This window comes from Pseudomonas sp. 21LCFQ02 (assembly GCF_024129895.2).
In the GTDB taxonomy this organism is placed as follows: Bacteria; Pseudomonadota; Gammaproteobacteria; order Pseudomonadales; family Pseudomonadaceae; genus Aquipseudomonas.
In genome coordinates, this window is sequence record NZ_CM178749.1 from 2161705 (window position 1) to 2179327 (window position 17623).

General features: G+C 60.8%; 15 protein-coding genes. 5 read left to right on the plus strand and 10 right to left on the minus strand.

Annotated features, from left to right (window positions below; all coding sequences use genetic code 11):
• Window positions 1-140: 140 nt before the first annotated feature.
• From NJC40_RS09815 to exaC, 9 genes are all read right to left on the minus strand, one after another.
• Window positions 141-2555: a TonB-dependent receptor gene (locus tag NJC40_RS09815; protein ID WP_253143030.1), complete on the minus strand. Its 2415-nt coding sequence runs from the start codon at window positions 2553-2555 to the stop codon at window positions 141-143.
• A gap of 75 nt (window positions 2556-2630) precedes the next feature.
• A complete protein-coding gene (locus NJC40_RS09820) occupies window positions 2631-3569 on the minus strand; it encodes a FecR domain-containing protein (RefSeq protein ID WP_253143031.1) in 939 nt (312 codons plus the stop codon).
• Window positions 3569-4075, minus strand: coding sequence for a sigma-70 family RNA polymerase sigma factor (locus NJC40_RS09825; protein WP_045487180.1), 507 nt, complete (start codon window positions 4073-4075; stop codon window positions 3569-3571). Before NJC40_RS09825 ends, NJC40_RS09820 begins: the two co-directional genes overlap by 1 nt.
• A 331-nt stretch (window positions 4076-4406) precedes the next feature.
• On the minus strand, window positions 4407-5117 hold the full coding sequence (locus NJC40_RS09830; protein ID WP_253143032.1) for a LexA family transcriptional regulator: 711 nt from the start codon (window positions 5115-5117) through the stop codon (window positions 4407-4409).
• A gap of 303 nt (window positions 5118-5420) precedes the next feature.
• Window positions 5421-5948: an inorganic diphosphatase gene (gene ppa, locus NJC40_RS09835; RefSeq protein ID WP_045487186.1), complete on the minus strand. Its 528-nt coding sequence runs from the start codon at window positions 5946-5948 to the stop codon at window positions 5421-5423.
• A 279-nt stretch (window positions 5949-6227) separates the two neighbouring features.
• The gene (locus NJC40_RS09840; protein WP_253143033.1) at window positions 6228-7070 is read right to left on the minus strand and encodes a M90 family metallopeptidase; all 843 of its coding nucleotides are present in this window, start codon (window positions 7068-7070) and stop codon (window positions 6228-6230) included.
• A 4-nt stretch (window positions 7071-7074) separates the two neighbouring features.
• Window positions 7075-7722, minus strand: a complete 648-nt coding sequence (locus NJC40_RS09845) for a DedA family protein (RefSeq protein WP_253143034.1) — start codon at window positions 7720-7722, stop codon at window positions 7075-7077.
• 191 nt (window positions 7723-7913) lie between these two features.
• Window positions 7914-8372 carry a GNAT family N-acetyltransferase gene (locus NJC40_RS09850; RefSeq protein WP_045487195.1) on the minus strand — a complete coding sequence of 153 codons (459 nt, stop codon included), beginning with the start codon at window positions 8370-8372 and terminating at the stop codon, window positions 7914-7916.
• Window positions 8373-8579: 207 nt separating this feature from the next.
• Window positions 8580-10100, minus strand: coding sequence for an acetaldehyde dehydrogenase ExaC (exaC, locus tag NJC40_RS09855; protein ID WP_045487198.1), 1521 nt, complete (start codon window positions 10098-10100; stop codon window positions 8580-8582).
• A 199-nt stretch (window positions 10101-10299) separates the two neighbouring features.
• On the opposite strand from exaC, the gene mpl reads away from it, so the two are divergent.
• From mpl to NJC40_RS09880, 5 genes are all read left to right on the plus strand, one after another.
• Entirely contained in the window at window positions 10300-11664 is a 1365-nt protein-coding gene (mpl, locus tag NJC40_RS09860; RefSeq protein ID WP_253114990.1) for a UDP-N-acetylmuramate:L-alanyl-gamma-D-glutamyl-meso-diaminopimelate ligase, read from the plus strand.
• The gene (gene ubiX, locus NJC40_RS09865) at window positions 11661-12290 is read left to right on the plus strand and encodes a flavin prenyltransferase UbiX (RefSeq protein WP_045487201.1); all 630 of its coding nucleotides are present in this window, start codon (window positions 11661-11663) and stop codon (window positions 12288-12290) included. Before mpl ends, ubiX begins: the two co-directional genes overlap by 4 nt.
• Window positions 12283-12567, plus strand: coding sequence for a YceK/YidQ family lipoprotein (locus tag NJC40_RS09870; RefSeq protein WP_253114988.1), 285 nt, complete (start codon window positions 12283-12285; stop codon window positions 12565-12567). Before ubiX ends, NJC40_RS09870 begins: the two co-directional genes overlap by 8 nt.
• Window positions 12568-12673: 106 nt before the next feature.
• Entirely contained in the window at window positions 12674-14653 is a 1980-nt protein-coding gene (locus tag NJC40_RS09875; RefSeq protein ID WP_253143035.1) for a TonB-dependent receptor domain-containing protein, read from the plus strand.
• A gap of 107 nt (window positions 14654-14760) precedes the next feature.
• Complete coding sequence (locus NJC40_RS09880; protein WP_253143067.1) at window positions 14761-15993, plus strand: IS4 family transposase; 1233 nt, start codon at window positions 14761-14763, stop codon at window positions 15991-15993.
• 272 nt (window positions 15994-16265) lie between these two features.
• Here NJC40_RS09880 and NJC40_RS09885 read toward each other — a convergent pair whose 3' ends face one another.
• Window positions 16266-17600 (minus strand): ATP-binding protein, encoded by a 1335-nt coding sequence (locus NJC40_RS09885; protein WP_253142525.1) that lies wholly within the window; start codon window positions 17598-17600, stop codon window positions 16266-16268.
• Window positions 17601-17623: the final 23 nt, after the last annotated feature.

The window sequence follows — 17623 nt, forward strand, 5'->3', positions numbered from 1 at the left end:
CGGAAAACCTGGGGCGCCATTTGCCGAGCATTGCCGAGCTTGAGGCGGGGCTGGCCGGAGCAGCCAATCAGTAGCAATCAACTCAAGGCGAGCAGTGGCATGAATGTACTCTCGCCTTGTCGATCCTCGTTGGCGGTTTATCAGAACTCCAGTTGCGCAGAGAAGGCGAGGGTACGCGGGTCGCCCAGATAGCTGGTGTTGAGCCAGTACTTCTTGTCGGTCAGGTTGCTCAGGTTGGCTCGCAGGGTCAGCGTGTTATCGCCCAGCGGCAGGCGGTAACGGGCACCGGCATCGAACGTGGTGAAGGACGGCAGGGTGTAGTTGTTGGCCTCGTCGGCATACTGCTTGCCGGTATAGAAGGCACCGCCGGTCACGGCAAAGCCGGGTGCAGAGGCAATGTCATATTCGGCGTAGATCTTGGCCAACTGTTTGGCGACGTTGATCGGCGAGTTGCCGTTGTTCGCCGCCGTCGCGCCCTTTTTCACTTCGGCATCGAGCAGGGTAAAGCCGCTGACAATCGTCAGTTGCGGGGTGAGCTTGCCGGTTACTCCGAATTCCAGGCCATTGTTTTCCTGCAGGCCATCCTGCACGAAAAGGCGTGCCGCGTTCCGATAAGCGTTGGGTTTTTCAATGTTGAACAGTGCCAGCGTCACCAGCGTGTCACCGAAGCTGGCCTTGGCTCCGACCTCGAACTGTTCGCTGATCTGCGGCGCCAGCGCGGTCCCGGCATTGAGTGCGTTGGACGGTGCGATACCGCCACTTTGCAGTCCTTCGATGTAGGTGGCATAAGTTGTCAGCCAGGGCGCTGGCTTGTAGATCAGCGATACGCTCGGTGAGGTCAGGCTCTTGTCATATTCGGTTTTGGTGGGGTTCGCGGAGGTGGCAAAGTTGTTGGTGTAGGTGTTGATCTGCGTGTGGGTGGCGCCAAGGATGGTCGACCACTGTTCGTTGAAGGTGATGATGTCGCCGATCAACAGGTTGTGGGTGTCGCTGGTGCTGGAGGTGTGCTGGCTGCCGTGGCCGATGTAGTAACCAGGCTTGCTGACCTGCGGTAACTCATTGAGCGATATGGCCGGGCCGGTCACCGAGCGCTGTTGCTGGGGCGGGGTATGGTCGGTGTACATCAGGGTGCGTGCGCTATTGCCCTGATAGCCCAGCGTCAGCTTGTGATCGAGCGGGCCGGTGGCGAACTGCGAGTCGAGGAACAGATAGCCCGAGTACTCCTGGGTTTCCAGGGGCGCAAAGGCATACAGCGGCTGGGTGTACAGGCCGGGCGCATCGACTTGCGGGCCGGTGTAGGTGTACTCCTGAGTGTACTGCTGCGCAGCCACGGCGGCCCGCACGCTGAAGGTGTCATTCAGGCGCCATTTGGCCCGCACGCCCAGTTTGTCGGTCTCGTTGTCAGTGAACGCCCACTTCTGGCTATACAGCTTGCCGGTGTCCAGTGACGTTGCGCCGGGGCGGTAGGCTTCGTTGGCGAAATACCAATAGCTGGTCAGGCCGCGGGTCTGGCTTTTCTTGTGTGAGGCGTCGAACTGCACCAGCAGGTCGTCGCTGACATTCCAGTCCAGTGCCAGACTGACCATCTGCCGGCGACGCTTCTGCAGGTCAATTGCGGTTTCGCCATCCTGGGTCAGCACGTTGAGGCGGTAGGCAAACTTGCCCTCGCTGTCGAGCGGGCCGCCGAAGTCGCCGTGCAGGTAGTAATTCTCGCCACCTGCGTTGCCGAGCGTGACGCTGTTGTAACGCTCATAGGTCGGCCGCTTGAGCACATAGTTGGCCAGCCCGCCGGGCGATGCGGGGCCATACAGGAAGCCGGTAAGCCCCGTTACCACTTCCAGTTGCTCGGTGTCTTCGATGAAATTGCCGGCATCGGCCAGGGTGCTGAAGCGCAGACCGTCGTTGGCGATGTTCAGGCTCGAAGATCCGCCGAAACCACGAATGGTAATGGCACTGGCGTAGCCTGCTGACTTGGGCGAGTACAGCTGGGCGAAGGGATTGCGTTTGAACACATCGTCTGTCGAGGTGGCCTGCAGGTTCTTGAGCAGCGCCTGGGACGTTACGCTCATGGAGTAGGGCGTGTCCTGTAGCTTCATGCCGCCCAGCGCACCGACAGTGCTGACGTTTTCGCTCACATAACCTGCGGCTTGCGAGCCATCGGCAGAGAAGCGGTTGCCGGTGATAGCCACATCCGGCAGCGTCACTGAGCCTGCATCGGCACTGATTCTGACCAGCCCATACACCCGGTCTCCCAAGCGCACCGCACCAAGACCAGAACCGGCCAGCAGCGCAGCCAGGCCTTGCTCAGTGTTGTAGTCGCCTTGCAATCCGGGGGAGCTCAACCCTTGGGCCAGTGCCGGAGCGAACTGCACGGAGATTTTCGCCTGCGAACTGAAGGCGGTCAGCGCCTGGCTCAGGCTGGCGGCCTGGATGTTGTAGTGAGCAACGGCCTCGTCTGCCTGCGCGCGCATTGGCTGGCCAGCCAGGGCAAGTGTCAGCAATGACACAGCAAGCGTGTTGCGCAGGGCTGCTCGCGGAGTACTGGAGTGGGTCATGGAGCAAAATGTCCTTGGGGTAATGACAGAGTTACTGACAAGGACGTGCGGCGCGAAAAAACGGGCCAAAAACAATCATGCTTTGCTGACGCTCACCCAATAACGGGTTCGGTAGTTCACGGCGACCGGGAGCGTGGTCGGCAGTGCGGCAAGAATGGCGTCGATATTGTCGAGCTGGAAACCGCCGCTGATACGCAAGTCCGCCACGCTATCGTCACAGTGCAATCGCCCGGCACGATAACGGCTCAGCTCTTGAAGGAAGTCGCGCAGCGGCAAGTTCTCGGCCACCAGTTGGCCTTGTGTCCAGCGGGTAGCCAGTTCGCTGGCCGGGCTTACAGGGCCGAAGGCGCTGGCGCTGAAAGACACTTGCTCTCCTGCTTGCACCACCTGCGATGGCCCCTGCACCGGGCTGGCCTTGACCCGGCCTTGCAGCACTGCGAGCCGGGTGACGCCACTGAGCTGGTGGACACTGAACCGGGTACCCAGCGGTTCCATGACTCCCTCAGCGCAGGCCACGCGCAGGGGCCGCCCGGCAACGTCAATGCCGGTACTGATCAGGATCTCGCCGCGCACCAGGCGGATCAGCCGTTGCCCGGCATCGAAGTTTACGTCGATGGCACTGTCAGTATTCAGGTCGACCACACTGCCATCGGCAAGTGTCAGCTGTCGCCGCTCGCCTGTGGCCGTCCGGTAGTCGGCCATCCAGCCTTGCCCGCTGCCAAAGCGATAACCGAAGTAACTTGCCGGTGCAATGGCGGCAAACACCAACAGCGCCTTCAAAGCCTTGCGTCGTTCACGGTTGAGCGTGCCCATGGCAATGTCGGGTGGCAGGCCGCCGAGCTGTTGTTGCACATGCTGCACGCGTTGCCAGGCGCGTTCATGCTCAGGGTCACTGGTGCGCCAGCGCATACAGGCTTGCTGCTGCGCGGCACTGAGCGGCTGCTCGTGCATGAGCACCAGCCAGCGCGCGGCCTGGCGTGCGACATCTGGGCTGATCGGGGCTGATGCGGCCATTACAAGCCGATATCGCAGAGAATGCAGGCTTCGAAGGCACTGGCCATATGGCGTTTGACGGTGCGCTCACCAATGCCCAGCTGGCGGGCGATCTGCACGTAGGTCAGGCCGTCAATCTGCGCCAACAGAAATACCGCCCGTACCACCGGCTTCATACCATCGAGCAGTGCATCGAGCTGCAACAGCGTCTCGCGCATCTGCCATTGCTCCTGCGGCGACAGGGCAAAAGCCTCGGGCATCGCCGCGAGCATATCGAGATAAGCGCGCTCCAGTGACTGACGGCGGAAATAATCACAAACCAGCCGCCGACCCACCGTTGCCAGATAGGCGCGGGGACGATCCAGGGTCAGGTTTTCACCGGTTGTGTGCTGGGAGGTGAGAATACGCAGGAACGTATCCTGGGCAAGGTCGGCCGCCTGGCTGTTGCAGCCTAATCGGCGATAAAGCCAACCGGTCAGCCAGCTATGGTGCTGCGCATACAGAAGCCCTATACGATCCGCGCTCACGACCCGCCTCCCGAAAGAAGTCGCGATGATAGTTGGTAATGATTCTTATATCAATGTGGGGCCGGGGTGGTGACGGCTTTTCAGCGGGCATTAAAAAGCCGGCTTGTGGCCGGCTTCTCGTTGGCGACTTTGGCTTATTTTTGGTAAACCGCAGCCGCCTGCAAAAGGTGCATTCGCGAGGAATGCGAGTCTGGAGTGCAACACGCTCGTGTGGAGTGTGCCGCCAGGCAACCGTGTGAGCCACCATTACCGTAAGTGGCGCACAGGATACCGGGATTGAGCGCGGCTGCCCAGCCTTGAAATGCTTTGCAACATGCCTGGACGTAGCGATTCAGCTGGCGGCCGGAGGATTTTTTCGCTGGTTGAGGGTTGACCACCAGAACACCCAGCCCAGTACGCGGATGCCTTGCTGGTGAATCTGTTCGGCGTTGAATGATTCGTCCGGGTATTCGTGGTTGTTGTGGCTACGCAAACGCAGGCCGCCGTTGGGCAGGCGGTACAGGTAGCGGATGCGTAGCAGGCCGCCGTGCTCCAGGGCGTACATCTCACCGTCGATGACTTGGGTGGTGTTGCGGTCGATGCCCAGTAGCGAGCCGTTGTGCAGACGGTCGGCCATGCTGTTGCCGTTCATGCTCAGGCACATGGCGTCTTTGGGGTGAATGTTCAGTTCATCCAGGGTATGGCGCGGCAGACGAATCTTGCGGCCAGCGACTTCACTCAGTACGTGCTGGCCGGCTTCGGCCTGTTGGAACACCTGTATTTCCACATCCGCCAGGCTGGCGGGTGCCGGGCCGGGCTTGGGCTCGCCGCCATCGCTCTCATTGGCAGGCTCTGTGGAGTGTTTAGGGCCTTCGCCGGTGCGCAGCCAGCGTGGCGAGACGCTGAGCAGTTCGGCCACTTCGTCCAGGCGTGCCATGGGAATGCCGCGTTTGAACCAGTTGTTCACGTGCTGCGGCGTGACCCGGCGGTTGGCGGCGAAGTCCGTGGCGGAGAGATGGCACTCGCGCAGAAGGGTACGTAGTCGATCACCTGATGTATTCATGGGCAGTGAGTGTACGAGTGCAGCGAGCGCGTTTAAATGAACGAAGCGTTCAAATGCGCAGTGCGTCTTGTGGTGGGTGATGAGTGTGCCTACGCAGGCTCTGAGCGCTTGTAGGGCATTTCTCAAGCCTGATATAGCTTGATAAACCCGGCGGTAGAATGGAGTGCGATGGAGGGCGGGGTGTTCAGTGTTTAATCGGGAGGATGTGTAAACGTAATTTTTAAACATGCTCAAGCGCCTGAAACGCTTGAAGGGGCAGTGCCGAAGCGCCCGGGCAGGCGCTTCGCACAGGGTGCAGCGGTATCAGCCCTTGAAGGCGGCAACCGACTTGCTGATCTCGGCGCGGGCCGCGTCAGCGTTGCCCCAGCCTTCGATCTTGACCCACTTGCCTTTTTCGAGGTCTTTGTAGTTCTCGAAGAAGTGCTTGATCTGCTCCAGCAGCAGGGCTGGCAGGTCAGTGTATTCCTTCACGTCAACATACAGCTGGCTCAGCTTGTCGTGAGGCACTGCGATGACTTTGGCATCGCCGCCGCCGTCGTCGGTCATGTGCAGGATGCCAACGGGACGGGCGCGGATTACCGAACCTGGGGCGACCGGGTAAGGGGTCACGACCAGTACGTCCAGCGGGTCGCCGTCGTCAGCCAGGGTGTTTGGGATGAAACCGTAGTTGGCCGGGTAGAACATCGGGGTGGCCATGAAGCGGTCAACGAACAGGGTGTCGGAGTCCTTGTCGATTTCGTATTTGATCGGCGCGTGGTTGGCCGGGATCTCGATCGCGACGTAGATGTCGTTTGGCACGTCTTTGCCAGCCGGAATCTTGCTGTAGCTCATTGGACTATGTCCCCGTGGTTTAACAGACAGTTATCGGGCACCTTTAAAAACTACCTGCGTTGCCATCGCTGCGTTGAAAACAGGCTCAAAATGCTCATTTACAACTCGTAAACTCCGCTTTCTCGCCTGTTTTCGCCTTGCGCTGACTGCCTCGCCTACGTTTTCAGAGGTACCCTATTGGCGCTAACCGCCAAAAAGTGGCCCGGATTATAGGCATATTCCCGAGGGCTTGCCACGCACCGGGCATCTATCCATTAGACGTAGAAGCACGCCCGGTTATTAGCCGGCCGGGTTCTCGACGGCCTCGTGAGCATCAACTTGCTGGTAGGCCGGGTCATCACGTTGCAGCTGTTGCAGGCGCGCCAGTGGGTCCTGGCGGTAGAACAGCTTCAACTGTTCATACACCTTGGGATATGCCTCGTGCAGCAGGTCCGGACCGCTGAAAAAGTATTCGCTGGTGACGGCAAAGAACTCGGCCGGGTTTTCCGCTGCGTAGGGGTCGATGGCGGTTTCGCAGTCTGGATCGGCATCCAGTTGGCGGTTCATGTCGTCAAAGGCACCCTGCATGGCGCTGGCCCAGGCGCTGACGCGCATGTCACTGTGCAGTGGCGGCAGACCGTTGGCGTCGCCGTTGAGCATGTCGAGCTTGTGCGCCAGTTCGTGGATCACCAGGTTATAGGCTTCCCAGCCGCCGCTGGACGCAACGCCGGCCCAGGCGAGAATCACCGGGCCCTGATACCAGGCTTCGCCGCTGTGCTCACCGTCGTACTGGTGTTCCACGCCGCTGCTGTCGCGATAACGCTGCGGGCTGAGGAAGTCGTCGGGATAGATCACCAGTTCATGAAAACCCTGATACCAGTTCAGCTCGCCCAGATTGAGCAACGGCAATTGCGCCTGGGCGGCCAGCAGCAGGCGCTGTTCGTCGTCCAGGGTCACGCCGGGCAGGGTGGTGAGGTGTTTGTCTTGCAGGAACAGTACACAGGCGTCACGCAGCCAGGCGAGTCGCTCGTCGCCCAGCCCGTCAAGGATCGGCAGGCGCTCCAGCACCCGCTGCCAGAGCGCGTCTGGCACCGGGTTGCGCTTGAGGGTGCGTGCCCGGCGCCATTTGCCGAATGACCACATGGGCTTAGCGGGCGTCCGCCGAGCGGCTGAAGCGGGTGCGCAACAGGCCAATGATCATCGGCAGCAGCGACAGCAGGATGATGATCAGCACGCCCAGCGTCAGGTGTTTCTTGATGAACGGCACATTACCGAAGTAATAGCCCAGAGTGACCAGGCTGCCGACCCAGATAATCGAACCCAGTACGCTGAAACCGAAGAAGCGCAGATAAGGCATGTGCGCCACGCCGGCGACGAACGGAGCAAAAGTGCGAAAGATCGGCAGGAAGCGCGCCATGGTCACGGTCTTGCCGCCATGCCGCTCATAGAACAGGTGGGTTTTGGCCAGATAGTCCTGACGGAAGATCTTCGAATTGGGGTTGGTGAACAGTTTTTCCCCCATGGTTCGGCCTATGACGTAGTTGGTGCTGTCGCCCATGATCGCCGCCAGCATCAGCAGACCGCCCAGCAGCACCGGGTCCATACCGCCGCCAGCGGCCACGGCGCCGGCGATGAACAGCAGCGAATCGCCGGGCAGGAACGGGAAAATCACCAGCCCTGTCTCGCAGAAAATCACCAGGAACAGAATCGCGTAGATCCAGGGACCATAGTTGGCCACCAGTAACTCAAGGTAAGCATCGAGGTGCAGAATAAGGTCTAACGGGTTGAAATCCATTGGAGTACCTGGTCAATCAGCGTGGTTTTACAGCCGATGTCTATAGCGCGGGCGACGACAGACGCGCGGCATTATAGAGCCAGAACTGCTGGATGGGGTGTGAGAGGGTGTGGCGACAGGTTACAGATTGATGCAGGCGCTCCGGCAGCGGGCCGGTCAGGCTGCGATCTGTTCGCAGCCCACCGCTGCTGTCAGCTGTCGCTGATGGGCAGAACGTAGTTCTTGAACTGGGTGTCTTCCTTGAAGCCGATCGACTCATAGACCCGATGGGCAACCTCGTTATCGATACTGGTCGAGACCCGCATACGCACGGCCTGAGTCTCCTTGGCCATCTTCTTGGCGTGTTTCATCAGATGGTCGGCGACCAACTGGCGGCGTGCATCTTCTGCGACATAGATGTCATTGAGGATCCACACGCGCTTGAGCGACAGGGAAGAAAAACTGGGGTAAAGCTGGCAGAAACCAAGAATCTTTCGTTCGTCGTCTTTGGCTACGGCAAGAAAGATGACTGACTCATCACGGCTCAGGCGTTTTTCAAGAAAGTCCCGTGAAGAGTCCGGGAAGGGCAGCTCGCCGTAAAATTCGCGATATTTCACGAACAGCGGCGTCAGCAGGTCCAGATGTTCCAGCGTGGCTTTGATGATCTGCATGGGTGGGCCTCAACTTCATGATGGGCTGCTGCGCAGGTGAGGGTTCGATGCTGCCGTCTCGCTTTAGAAAGTGCAATCTAAAGCGGTGGGAGGGCAGATCCCGTGTAGGAGCAGCTTCAGCAGCGAAGCCTTCTTGACTACGAAGCCTTCGCTGCTAAAGATCGCCGCCCGGCAGCTCCTACGGCGGGTGCCTTAAGGATTCAGTGCTCAGAAGAACCCTAGCGGATTGATGTCATAACTGACCAGCAGGTTTTTGGTCTGCTGATAGTGGTCGAGCATCATCTTGTGGGTTTCCCGGCCTACACCAGACTTTTTATAACCGCCGAACGCGGCGTGCGCCGGGTACAGGTGATAGCAGTTGGTCCAGACCCGACCGGCCTTGATACCGCGGCCCATGCGCCAGGCGCGGTTGATGTCGCGGGTCCACACCCCGGCGCCGAGGCCGAATTCGGTGTCGTTGGCAATCGCCAGCGCTTCGGCTTCGTCCTTGAAAGTGGTGATGCTGACCACCGGGCCGAAGATTTCCTCCTGGAACACGCGCATTTTATTGGTGCCTTTGAGCAGGGTCGGCTGAATGTAATAGCCGCTGGCCAGATCGCCTTGCAGGGCTTCGACTTTGCCGCCGGTCAGCAGCTCGGCGCCTTCTTCCTGAGCGATGTCGAGGTAGGAGAGGATCTTGTCGAACTGCTGTTGCGAGGCCTGGGCGCCAACCATGGTCTCGGTGTCCAGTGGGTCGCCGCGCTTGATCTGCTTGATCTTTTTCAGCACCGCGTCGATGAACTGCGGGTAGATCGACTCCTGGATCAGGGCGCGGGACGGGCAGGTGCAGACTTCGCCCTGATTGAAGAACGCCAGCACCAGACCTTCGGCGGCCTTCTCGATGAATTGCGGTTCGGCGTTCATGATGTCTTCGAAGAAGATGTTTGGCGATTTGCCGCCCAGCTCCACGGTCGACGGGATGATGTTCTCGGCGGCCAGCTTCATGATGTGCGAACCCACCGGGGTCGAACCGGTAAAGGCAATCTTGGCGATGCGCTTGCTGCTGGCCAGTGCTTCACCGGCCTCGCGACCAAAGCCCTGGACGATGTTGAGTACGCCCGGCGGCAGCAAGTCGCCAATCAGCTCGACCAGCACCGTGATGCCCAGCGGGGTCTGTTCGGCGGGCTTGAGTACCACGGCATTACCGGCAGCCAGCGCCGGCGCGAGTTTCCAGGCAGCCATCAGGATCGGGAAGTTCCACGGGATGATCTGCCCGACCACGCCCAGCGGCTCATGGATGTGATAGGCCACGGTTCCGGCGTCGATCTCGGCAGCGCTGCCTTCCTGGGCGCGCAGCGCGCCGGCGAAGTAGCGGAAGTGGTCGGCAGCCAGCGGAATGTCGGCATTCAGGGTTTCGCGGATGGCCTTGCCGTTGTCCCAGGTCTCGGTGAGGGCCAGGGTTTCCAGGTTGGCTTCGATCCGGTCGGCGATCTTCAGTAGCACCAGGGCGCGGGCCTGGGCGCTGGTCTTGCCCCAGGCCTCGCTGGCAGCATGGGCGGCGTCCAGGGCCTTGTCGACATCTTCGGCCGTGGAGCGGGGAAATTCGGCAATTGGCTGGCCATTGACCGGCGAAGTGGTGGTGAAGTACTGACCCTTGACCGGGGCGACGAACTCGCCGCCGATGTAGTTACCATAGCGCTCCTTGTAGCTGACGATGGCGCCTTCGGTACCGGGATGAGCGTAACGCATGGTGTTGCCTCCTTGAGTGGAAGTTCTTTTTTGTGACTATCGTCTGAGCTTTTCATTCGTGCAGTCCACAAGCGTAGGCCATAAACCCCTGTTCTGTAGGCTGAACTTCAGACGTAGATCTGGTCGAACAGGCCAATAAACAGCGGGTGCGATTTCACCTTCCCTGGGCTACCCTGCGCGAAGGATTTTAGAGGTGGTCATGCATATTCATATTCTTGGTATCTGCGGCACGTTCATGGGCTCGCTGGCGGTTCTCGCCAAGGAACTGGGGCACCGGGTAACCGGCTCCGACGCCAATGTCTATCCACCGATGAGCACCCAGTTGCAGGCGCAAGGCATCGAGCTGACCCAGGGCTACGACCCCGAGCAACTTGACCCGGCGCCGGATCTGGTGGTCATCGGCAACGCGCTGTCGCGTGGCAACCCGGCGGTGGAATACGTGCTCAATCGCGGCCTGCCGTACGTCTCAGGCCCGCAATGGCTGGCCGATCACGTGCTGCAAGGCCGCTGGGTACTGGCCGTGGCCGGCACCCACGGCAAGACCACCACCAGCAGCATGCTGGCCTGGGTCCTGGAACACGCAGGCATGGCGCCGGGCTTCTTGATCGGTGGCATCCCGCAGAATTTCACGGTTTCGGCGCGGCTCGGCGATACGCCGTTCTTCGTGGTCGAGGCCGACGAGTACGACAGCGCGTTTTTCGACAAACGCTCCAAGTTCGTCCATTACCGCCCGCGCACCGCTATTCTCAATAACCTTGAGTTCGATCATGCGGACATCTTCCCGGACCTGGCCGCCATAGAGCGGCAGTTCCACCATCTGGTCCGGATTATCCCCAGTGAGGGCCTGATCATTCACCCGACTACCGAGACGGCTTTGCAGCGCGTGGTGCAGATGGGCTGCTGGACCCCGGTGCAGACCACTGGCGAGGGCGGTCAATGGCAGGCGCGTTTGCTCAGCGAAGACGGTTCGCGCTTTGAGGTGGTGTTCGAAGGCCAGGTACAAGGCGTGGTCGACTGGCCGCTGACCGGTCAACACAACGTCGCCAACGCCCTTGCCACTCTGGCTGCCGCCCGCCACGTCGGGGTGGTGCCTGCTCTGGGTGTACAGGCGCTGAGCGCCTTCAAGAGTGTCAAACGGCGCATGGAAGTGGTGGCCGAGGTGCAGGGCATTACGATCTACGATGACTTCGCCCACCACCCGACTGCGATTGCCACCACCCTGGACGGTTTGCGCAAAAAGGTCGGTGATGCGCCGATCATCGCGGTCATCGAGCCACGCTCCAACTCCATGAAGCTCGGCGCGCACCGCGATGGTCTGCCAGACAGCGTGCAGCAGGCCGACCAGGTGGTCTGGTATGCGCCGCCGAATCTGGGCTGGGATCTGGGCACTACGGCGGCTGAATGCACGGTGCCGGCGGTGGTCTGCGATTCGCTCGAAGCGATCATTGCGCGGGTTAAAAGCCAGGCCCAGTCCGGAACCCATGTGGTGATCATGAGCAACGGCGGGTTCGGCGGCCTGCACGGCAAACTGGCCGAAGCGCTGCAACAGGAGCCGCTGCAATGAGCGGCCCGGAGCGCATCACCGTTGCGGTGACCGGCGCCTCCGGGGCGCAGTACGCGCTACGCCTGCTTGATTGCCTGGTGCGTGAAGACCGCGAGGTGCACTTTCTGATCTCCAAGGCCGCGCAACTGGTGATGGCCACCGAGACCGACGTGCGCCTGCCGCCAAAGCCGGCGATGATGCAAGCCTTCCTCACCGAGTACACCGGTGCCGAAGCCGGGCAGGTTCGGGTGTATGGCCGCGATGACTGGATGTCGCCGGTGGCCTCGGGGTCTGGCTCGCCCAGCGCGATGGTGGTGGTGCCGTGTTCAACCGGCACCCTGTCGGCGATTGCCACTGGCGCCTGCAATAACCTGATCGAGCGCGCCGCTGACGTAACCCTCAAAGAGCGCCGCCAGCTGATCCTGGTGCCTCGTGAAGCGCCGTATTCCAGCATTCATCTGGAAAACATGCTCAAACTGTCGAACATGGGCGCGGTGATTTTGCCGGCTTCGCCGGGCTTCTATCACCAGCCGCAGACTATCGATGACCTGGTGGATTTTGTGGTGGCGCGGATTCTCAACCTGCTCAATATCCCGCAAGACATGTTGCCACGCTGGGGCGAGCATCATATGGGCAGTGATGAGTAAACTGGCCTTGGTGGTGTTGCTGCTCGGTCTGAGCGGCTGCGCCACGGTCAATACCTTGAATGCCGCTCAGCCAGGCGCGCCGCTGGTGTATGCCGGCACCCGCCTGGACCTGTACGCGCTGCAGGGCGGCTGCTGTGCCCAAGAGCGTTTCGGCACTGAAGCACCGCGCTATCCGGCCCTGGACCTGCCGGCCAGCGCGCTGTTCGACACCCTGTTGCTGCCGCTGTCATTGCTGACCGCGTTGGGGGTAGGGTTCGAGGCCAGCGGCGGCTGGTAGCTGGCAGGGGTGAGGCGCACCGCAGCACTTGTCACATCTTGTCCAACCTTCCTGAGTGCAGATGCATACGATTCTCTTTTACCTCCCCTGAATCGTAGGAACGCCCATGTCTTCTCCATTCCGTCTGCGGCCTTCGGCTGTAATGATGCAATTCGCCCTGGCCACGCTGGTCAGCGGCCAGGTCTTCGCCCAAGAGCAGATTCAGGAAGCAGTCGAGACGGCCAGCGTGATTTCGCTGGAAGATGTGGTGGTTACGGCGGCGGGTTATGAGCAGACCGTGGAGCAGGCGCCGGCGTCGATCACCGTGATTACCGGCGACGAGCTGCGCAAGAAGTCCTTCCATGACCTGACCGACGCGCTGCGTGATGTGGAAGGCGTGACGGTCAACGGCAGCGCCAACGAGACCGATATTTCGATCCGTGGCATGCCTGCCGACTACACCCTGATTCTGGTCGATGGCAAGCGCCAGAGCGCCCGCGAGTCGCGGGTCAACGGCAACCGTGGGTATGAGCAGAGCTTCATCCCGCCGGCCGAGGCCATCGAGCGGATCGAAGTGGTGCGTGGCCCGATGTCGTCGCTGTATGGCTCGGACGCCATCGGCGGGGTGATCAACATCATTACCCGCAAGGTCACCCCGGAGTGGACCGGCTCGCTTACCTACGATTACTCGGCGCGCCAGCACAGCGACCAGGGCAATGCCCGGCAGACTCAGTTCTTCCTCAGCGGCCCGATCATGGACAAGTTGCTGGGCTTGCAGGTCTGGGGGCGTTATCTGGACCGTCAGGCTGACGATGACGTCGAAGTCACCAACGGTTTCAGCAAGGCCGACCACAAGGACCTGACCGCGCGCCTGGCGATCACTCCGAATGCCGACCACGATATCCTGCTTGAGGCCGGTGCCACTCGTTTGAAGAACGGTGACGGCCTGAGTGCCAACTGGTCGACCCGCGAGCAGGAAAACAACCGTGATCACTGGTCGATCTCGCACCAGGGCCGTTGGGGCTGGGCGACTTCGGACGTGTCGCTGGCCTATGAGAAATCCAGCCGCGAAGGGTTGGCCAGCGCCAGCCAGAGCGACGTGCTGGGCCGCAAGCCGACCGTGGAAAATACCGTATTCGACGCCAAGCTGGTGATCCCCACCGAGCACAACATCACCACGGTCGGCACCCAGTGGAACGACAGCACCGTCACCGACTGGAACCAGGGCCTGAACGACCGCCGCAACTACGAGTATTCGGTGGTGCAGAAGGCGCTGTTCGCCGAAAACGAGTGGTCGGTCACCGATGCCTTCACCCTGACCACCGGCCTGCGCATGGACCACCACGAGCAGTATGGCGTGCACTTCAGCCCGCGGGTCTACGGGGTGTGGAATGCCACCGATGAATGGACCTTCAAAGGCGGTGTGTCGCGGGGCTTCAAGGCGCCTGAGCTGCGTGCGGTGATTCAGGACTACGCTGTATTGCGCCGTAATACCTGGGCGATGCTCGGCAACCCGGACCTGAAACCCGAAACCAGCACCAACTACGAGCTGTCGGCGCTGTGGTCGAACCGCGACAACCTGTCGGCCGGCGCCACGGTGTTCTACAACGACTTCCAGGACAAGCTCTCGACGGTCACCACCACCGAGCGCTGGAACGGCTACCTGATCATGGAGCGCGTCAACGTCGACAAGGCGGTGATTCAGGGGCTGGAACTGAACGGCCGCTGGGATGTGACTGACAGCGTGGCGCTCAAGGCCAACTTCACCTACACCGACTCCGAGCAGAAGAGCGGTGCCAACGCCGGGGCACCACTGGCGCTGACCCCGGAGCGCAAGGCCAACGTGCGCGCCGACTGGCAGCTCAACGACCGGCTGAGCGTGTATGCGGCTGTGAACTACTACGGCAAGGAATACGGCACCACCCTGACCGAAGAAGCGGCGCCGGCCTACACCACTGGCGATATCGGCGGCTCGTTCGAGTTCAGCAAGAACCTGAGCTTCAACGCGGCCTTGCAGAACGTCGCTGACAAACGCCTGGATGATGAGACCTACGGCACCGTCAACTACGGCCGTACCCTGTGGGCGAGCACTACTGTGCGGTTCTGATTGGTGGATCACCCGGCAAACACCGGGCTTCTGTCTGTAGGACCAGCTTTAGCTGCAATACTGTTCAGTTAGACGAAGTGAATGCTGGCCGAGCTATCCTCCTGTAAATGGCTCAGGAGGACACGCCTGTGGCTCGGACACGCAAATGCCTTCCAGACTCCCTCGATCTGGCTCATTTGATCAGTGCAGGTGTGTTGATAAACAGCTGTCCTCGTACCTTGATCGACGAAGTTCTCAAACAAACAGGACGCGGCAGCCAACGTGAACGTCTGTTAACTGCCCCCACCGTTGTCTATTACGTAATGGCCATGGCGCTTTGGCGTGACGCTCCGCTCGAAGAGGTTTTACGGATCGTCTGTGAGGGCGCGAACTGGCTCAATATTGGCGCCGGAGCTCATCCTCACAACCTCCAACTACCCACCAAATCGGCGATTTCGGCCGCCCGCAACCGGCTAGGTGCCAAAGTCATGCAGGGTCTCGCACAACGGGTGCTACGCCCGCTGGCCACGCCCGAGACCCGAGGTGCCTGGTATCGTGGTTGGCGCTTGATGGGCCTTGATGGCACCGTCCTCGACGTGGCTGACGAGCAAGCCAACGCCGACTACTTTGGCTACCCGCCTTCATCGAGAGGTAGCAGTGCGTTTCCACAACTGCGGCTCGTCAACCTGGTCGAGTGCGGAACCCATGTCATCACGGCGGCCCAGCTTGGGAATTGCCGCCAGAGCGAGCAAACCCTGGCAGAGCGATTGTTGCCCGAACATCTTCGATCTGACGAGTTACTGATGGCCGACCGGGGCTTCTACAGCTTCAAGCTTTGGAGTTTGGCGACTCAGTGTGGAGGTAAATTGCTTTGGCGAGTCAAAAGTACCGTCAAGCTGCCAGTCGAAGAATGCCTCAGTGATGGCTCGTATTTGAGTACGACGTACGAACTCCATGGCCGAAACCGAAAAAACAGCCATCGCGTACGGGTCGTGGAGTTCACTCTGGTGGATGAGGAGGGGCAACTGGGTGAGCGCTACCGACTGGTGACCAACCTGCTAGTGCCTGAGGAAGCTCCTGCAGCAGAGTTGGCCGCCTTGTATCACGAGCGCTGGGAGGTCGAAAACGTCTTCGATGAACTCAAAACCCATTTGCGCGGAGCCAGCACGGTACTGCGCAGCAAGAAGCCCGAACTGGTCAAGCAAGAGATGTGGGGTTTTCTACTGGCACATTTTGCAATCCGCCAGTTGATGATCCAGGCGGCTGATAAGGCAGCGATCGACCCGGACAGGCTGGGTTTTACGAACGCCGTGTGGGTAGTCAGAAGGAAGCTGCCGCAAGCGGCAGCTTTTCCCCCCTGAGCACGTCGAACTTTGGCGTGAATCGGTTTTGAAAGAGATCTTGCGCGGCAAGTGCATCAGCAGTCGAGGCAAGGCCAATCCGCGAGGCGTTAAGCGCAAGATGAGCGGCTATCCCGTCCGACGACGAGGACAGCCCCTCAATCGGCCATGTAGTCAAGTACCCATTTTTGCTTAAGTGAACAGTATTGGCTTTAGCTGCGAAGGCTTTCGCCGCCCTTCGCTGCTGAAGCAGCTCCTACAGGGGATCGCTTACCAATTGATGGGGGGGGGTGTCAGTAGGCCTCTGGCAGCCGCACCACCGCGCACAACCCGGCGGGCGGGCGATTCTCCAGGATCAACTCGCCGCCATGGGCCTGGATGCAGGCGCGGGCAATCGCCAGCCCCAGGCCCAACCCGCCGCCCTGGCTATGGTCTGAGTTTCTCTGACCAAGCTGCACGAACGGCTCGAACACCTGGCTCAGCCAGGCCTGTTCGATGCCCGGGCCGTGATCCAGCACTTGCACGATGATCTCGCCGCCGGCTGTCCAGGCACTGAGATGCGCATCGCCGGCATGGCGCAAGGCATTGTCGATCAGGTTGGTCAGCGCGCGTTTGAGCGCCAGCGGCCGACAATGGCAGACAATCTCCGCGCCGCGCTGCCAGCCGATGGCCTGCCCCATGCTGGCGTAGCGGCGGGCCAGATCGTCAAGCAGATCGCTCAATGACATCCGCACCGTGTCTTCCTGCACCGCATCGCCGCGCACGAAGTTCAGGGTTTCGCGGACCATGGCCTGCAACTCATCGAGACTTTCCAGCATGTCGTCGCGGGCAGGGGCGTCGTCGAGCAGCTCGATTTGCAGGCGCAATTCGGTGATCGGCGTATTGAGGTCATGACTGATCGCCGCCAGCATTCGGGTGCGGCCTTCTACATGCCGGGCGATACGTTCTTGCATGACATTAAAGGCGTGGGTCAGGTCACGGGCTTCCTGCGGACCCTGCAAGGGCAGTGGCGCGATCCATTCACCGCGGCTGACCCGTTCGGTAGCCTGGGCCAGGTTATTGACCGGTTGCACCACCCGGCGCATGAAGAAGAACACGATCAGTAGCACCGGCAGGGTGGTGACCGGCAGGCTGTAGCTAAGAATGCGGGTCCATTCGTAACTGCCAGTGGGGTGCTGTATGGCATTGAGGTAGCCGCCGTTGGGCAGATCGATGCTGGTACGCAGCCGCAAAGGCGCCCAGCCGGCACCGCTGAACACCCATTCGCGGGCATTGGCGCCGCTGGTGCGTTCCAGTTGCATGCCGATCCGCACGCTGTCGGGCAGCGGAAGGCGCTGGCGCAGGTCGGTGATCAGCCGCTGTTCTTCGGGGCGCATGTCGTGGGTATCGGCCACCGCTTTACTGGCGACCCAGAAATGCGCTTCATGGGTTTGCATGGCCGCCAGCAAGTGCGAGGCGTCTTCGGGCGTCAGGCCCTCGGCCGCATGATAGGCGGTGATCAGCCGTTCCAGCGCCAGGGTGCGCGACAGCGGGTGCAGCAACGCGCCGGTGCGTTGCAGGTAGAGCATGGCAATTGCATTGCAGGCCAGCAGCGCCAGCAGCAGCTGCAGGCCCAGTTGATGGGCCATACGCCTTGGCCAGAGCCGTTGTA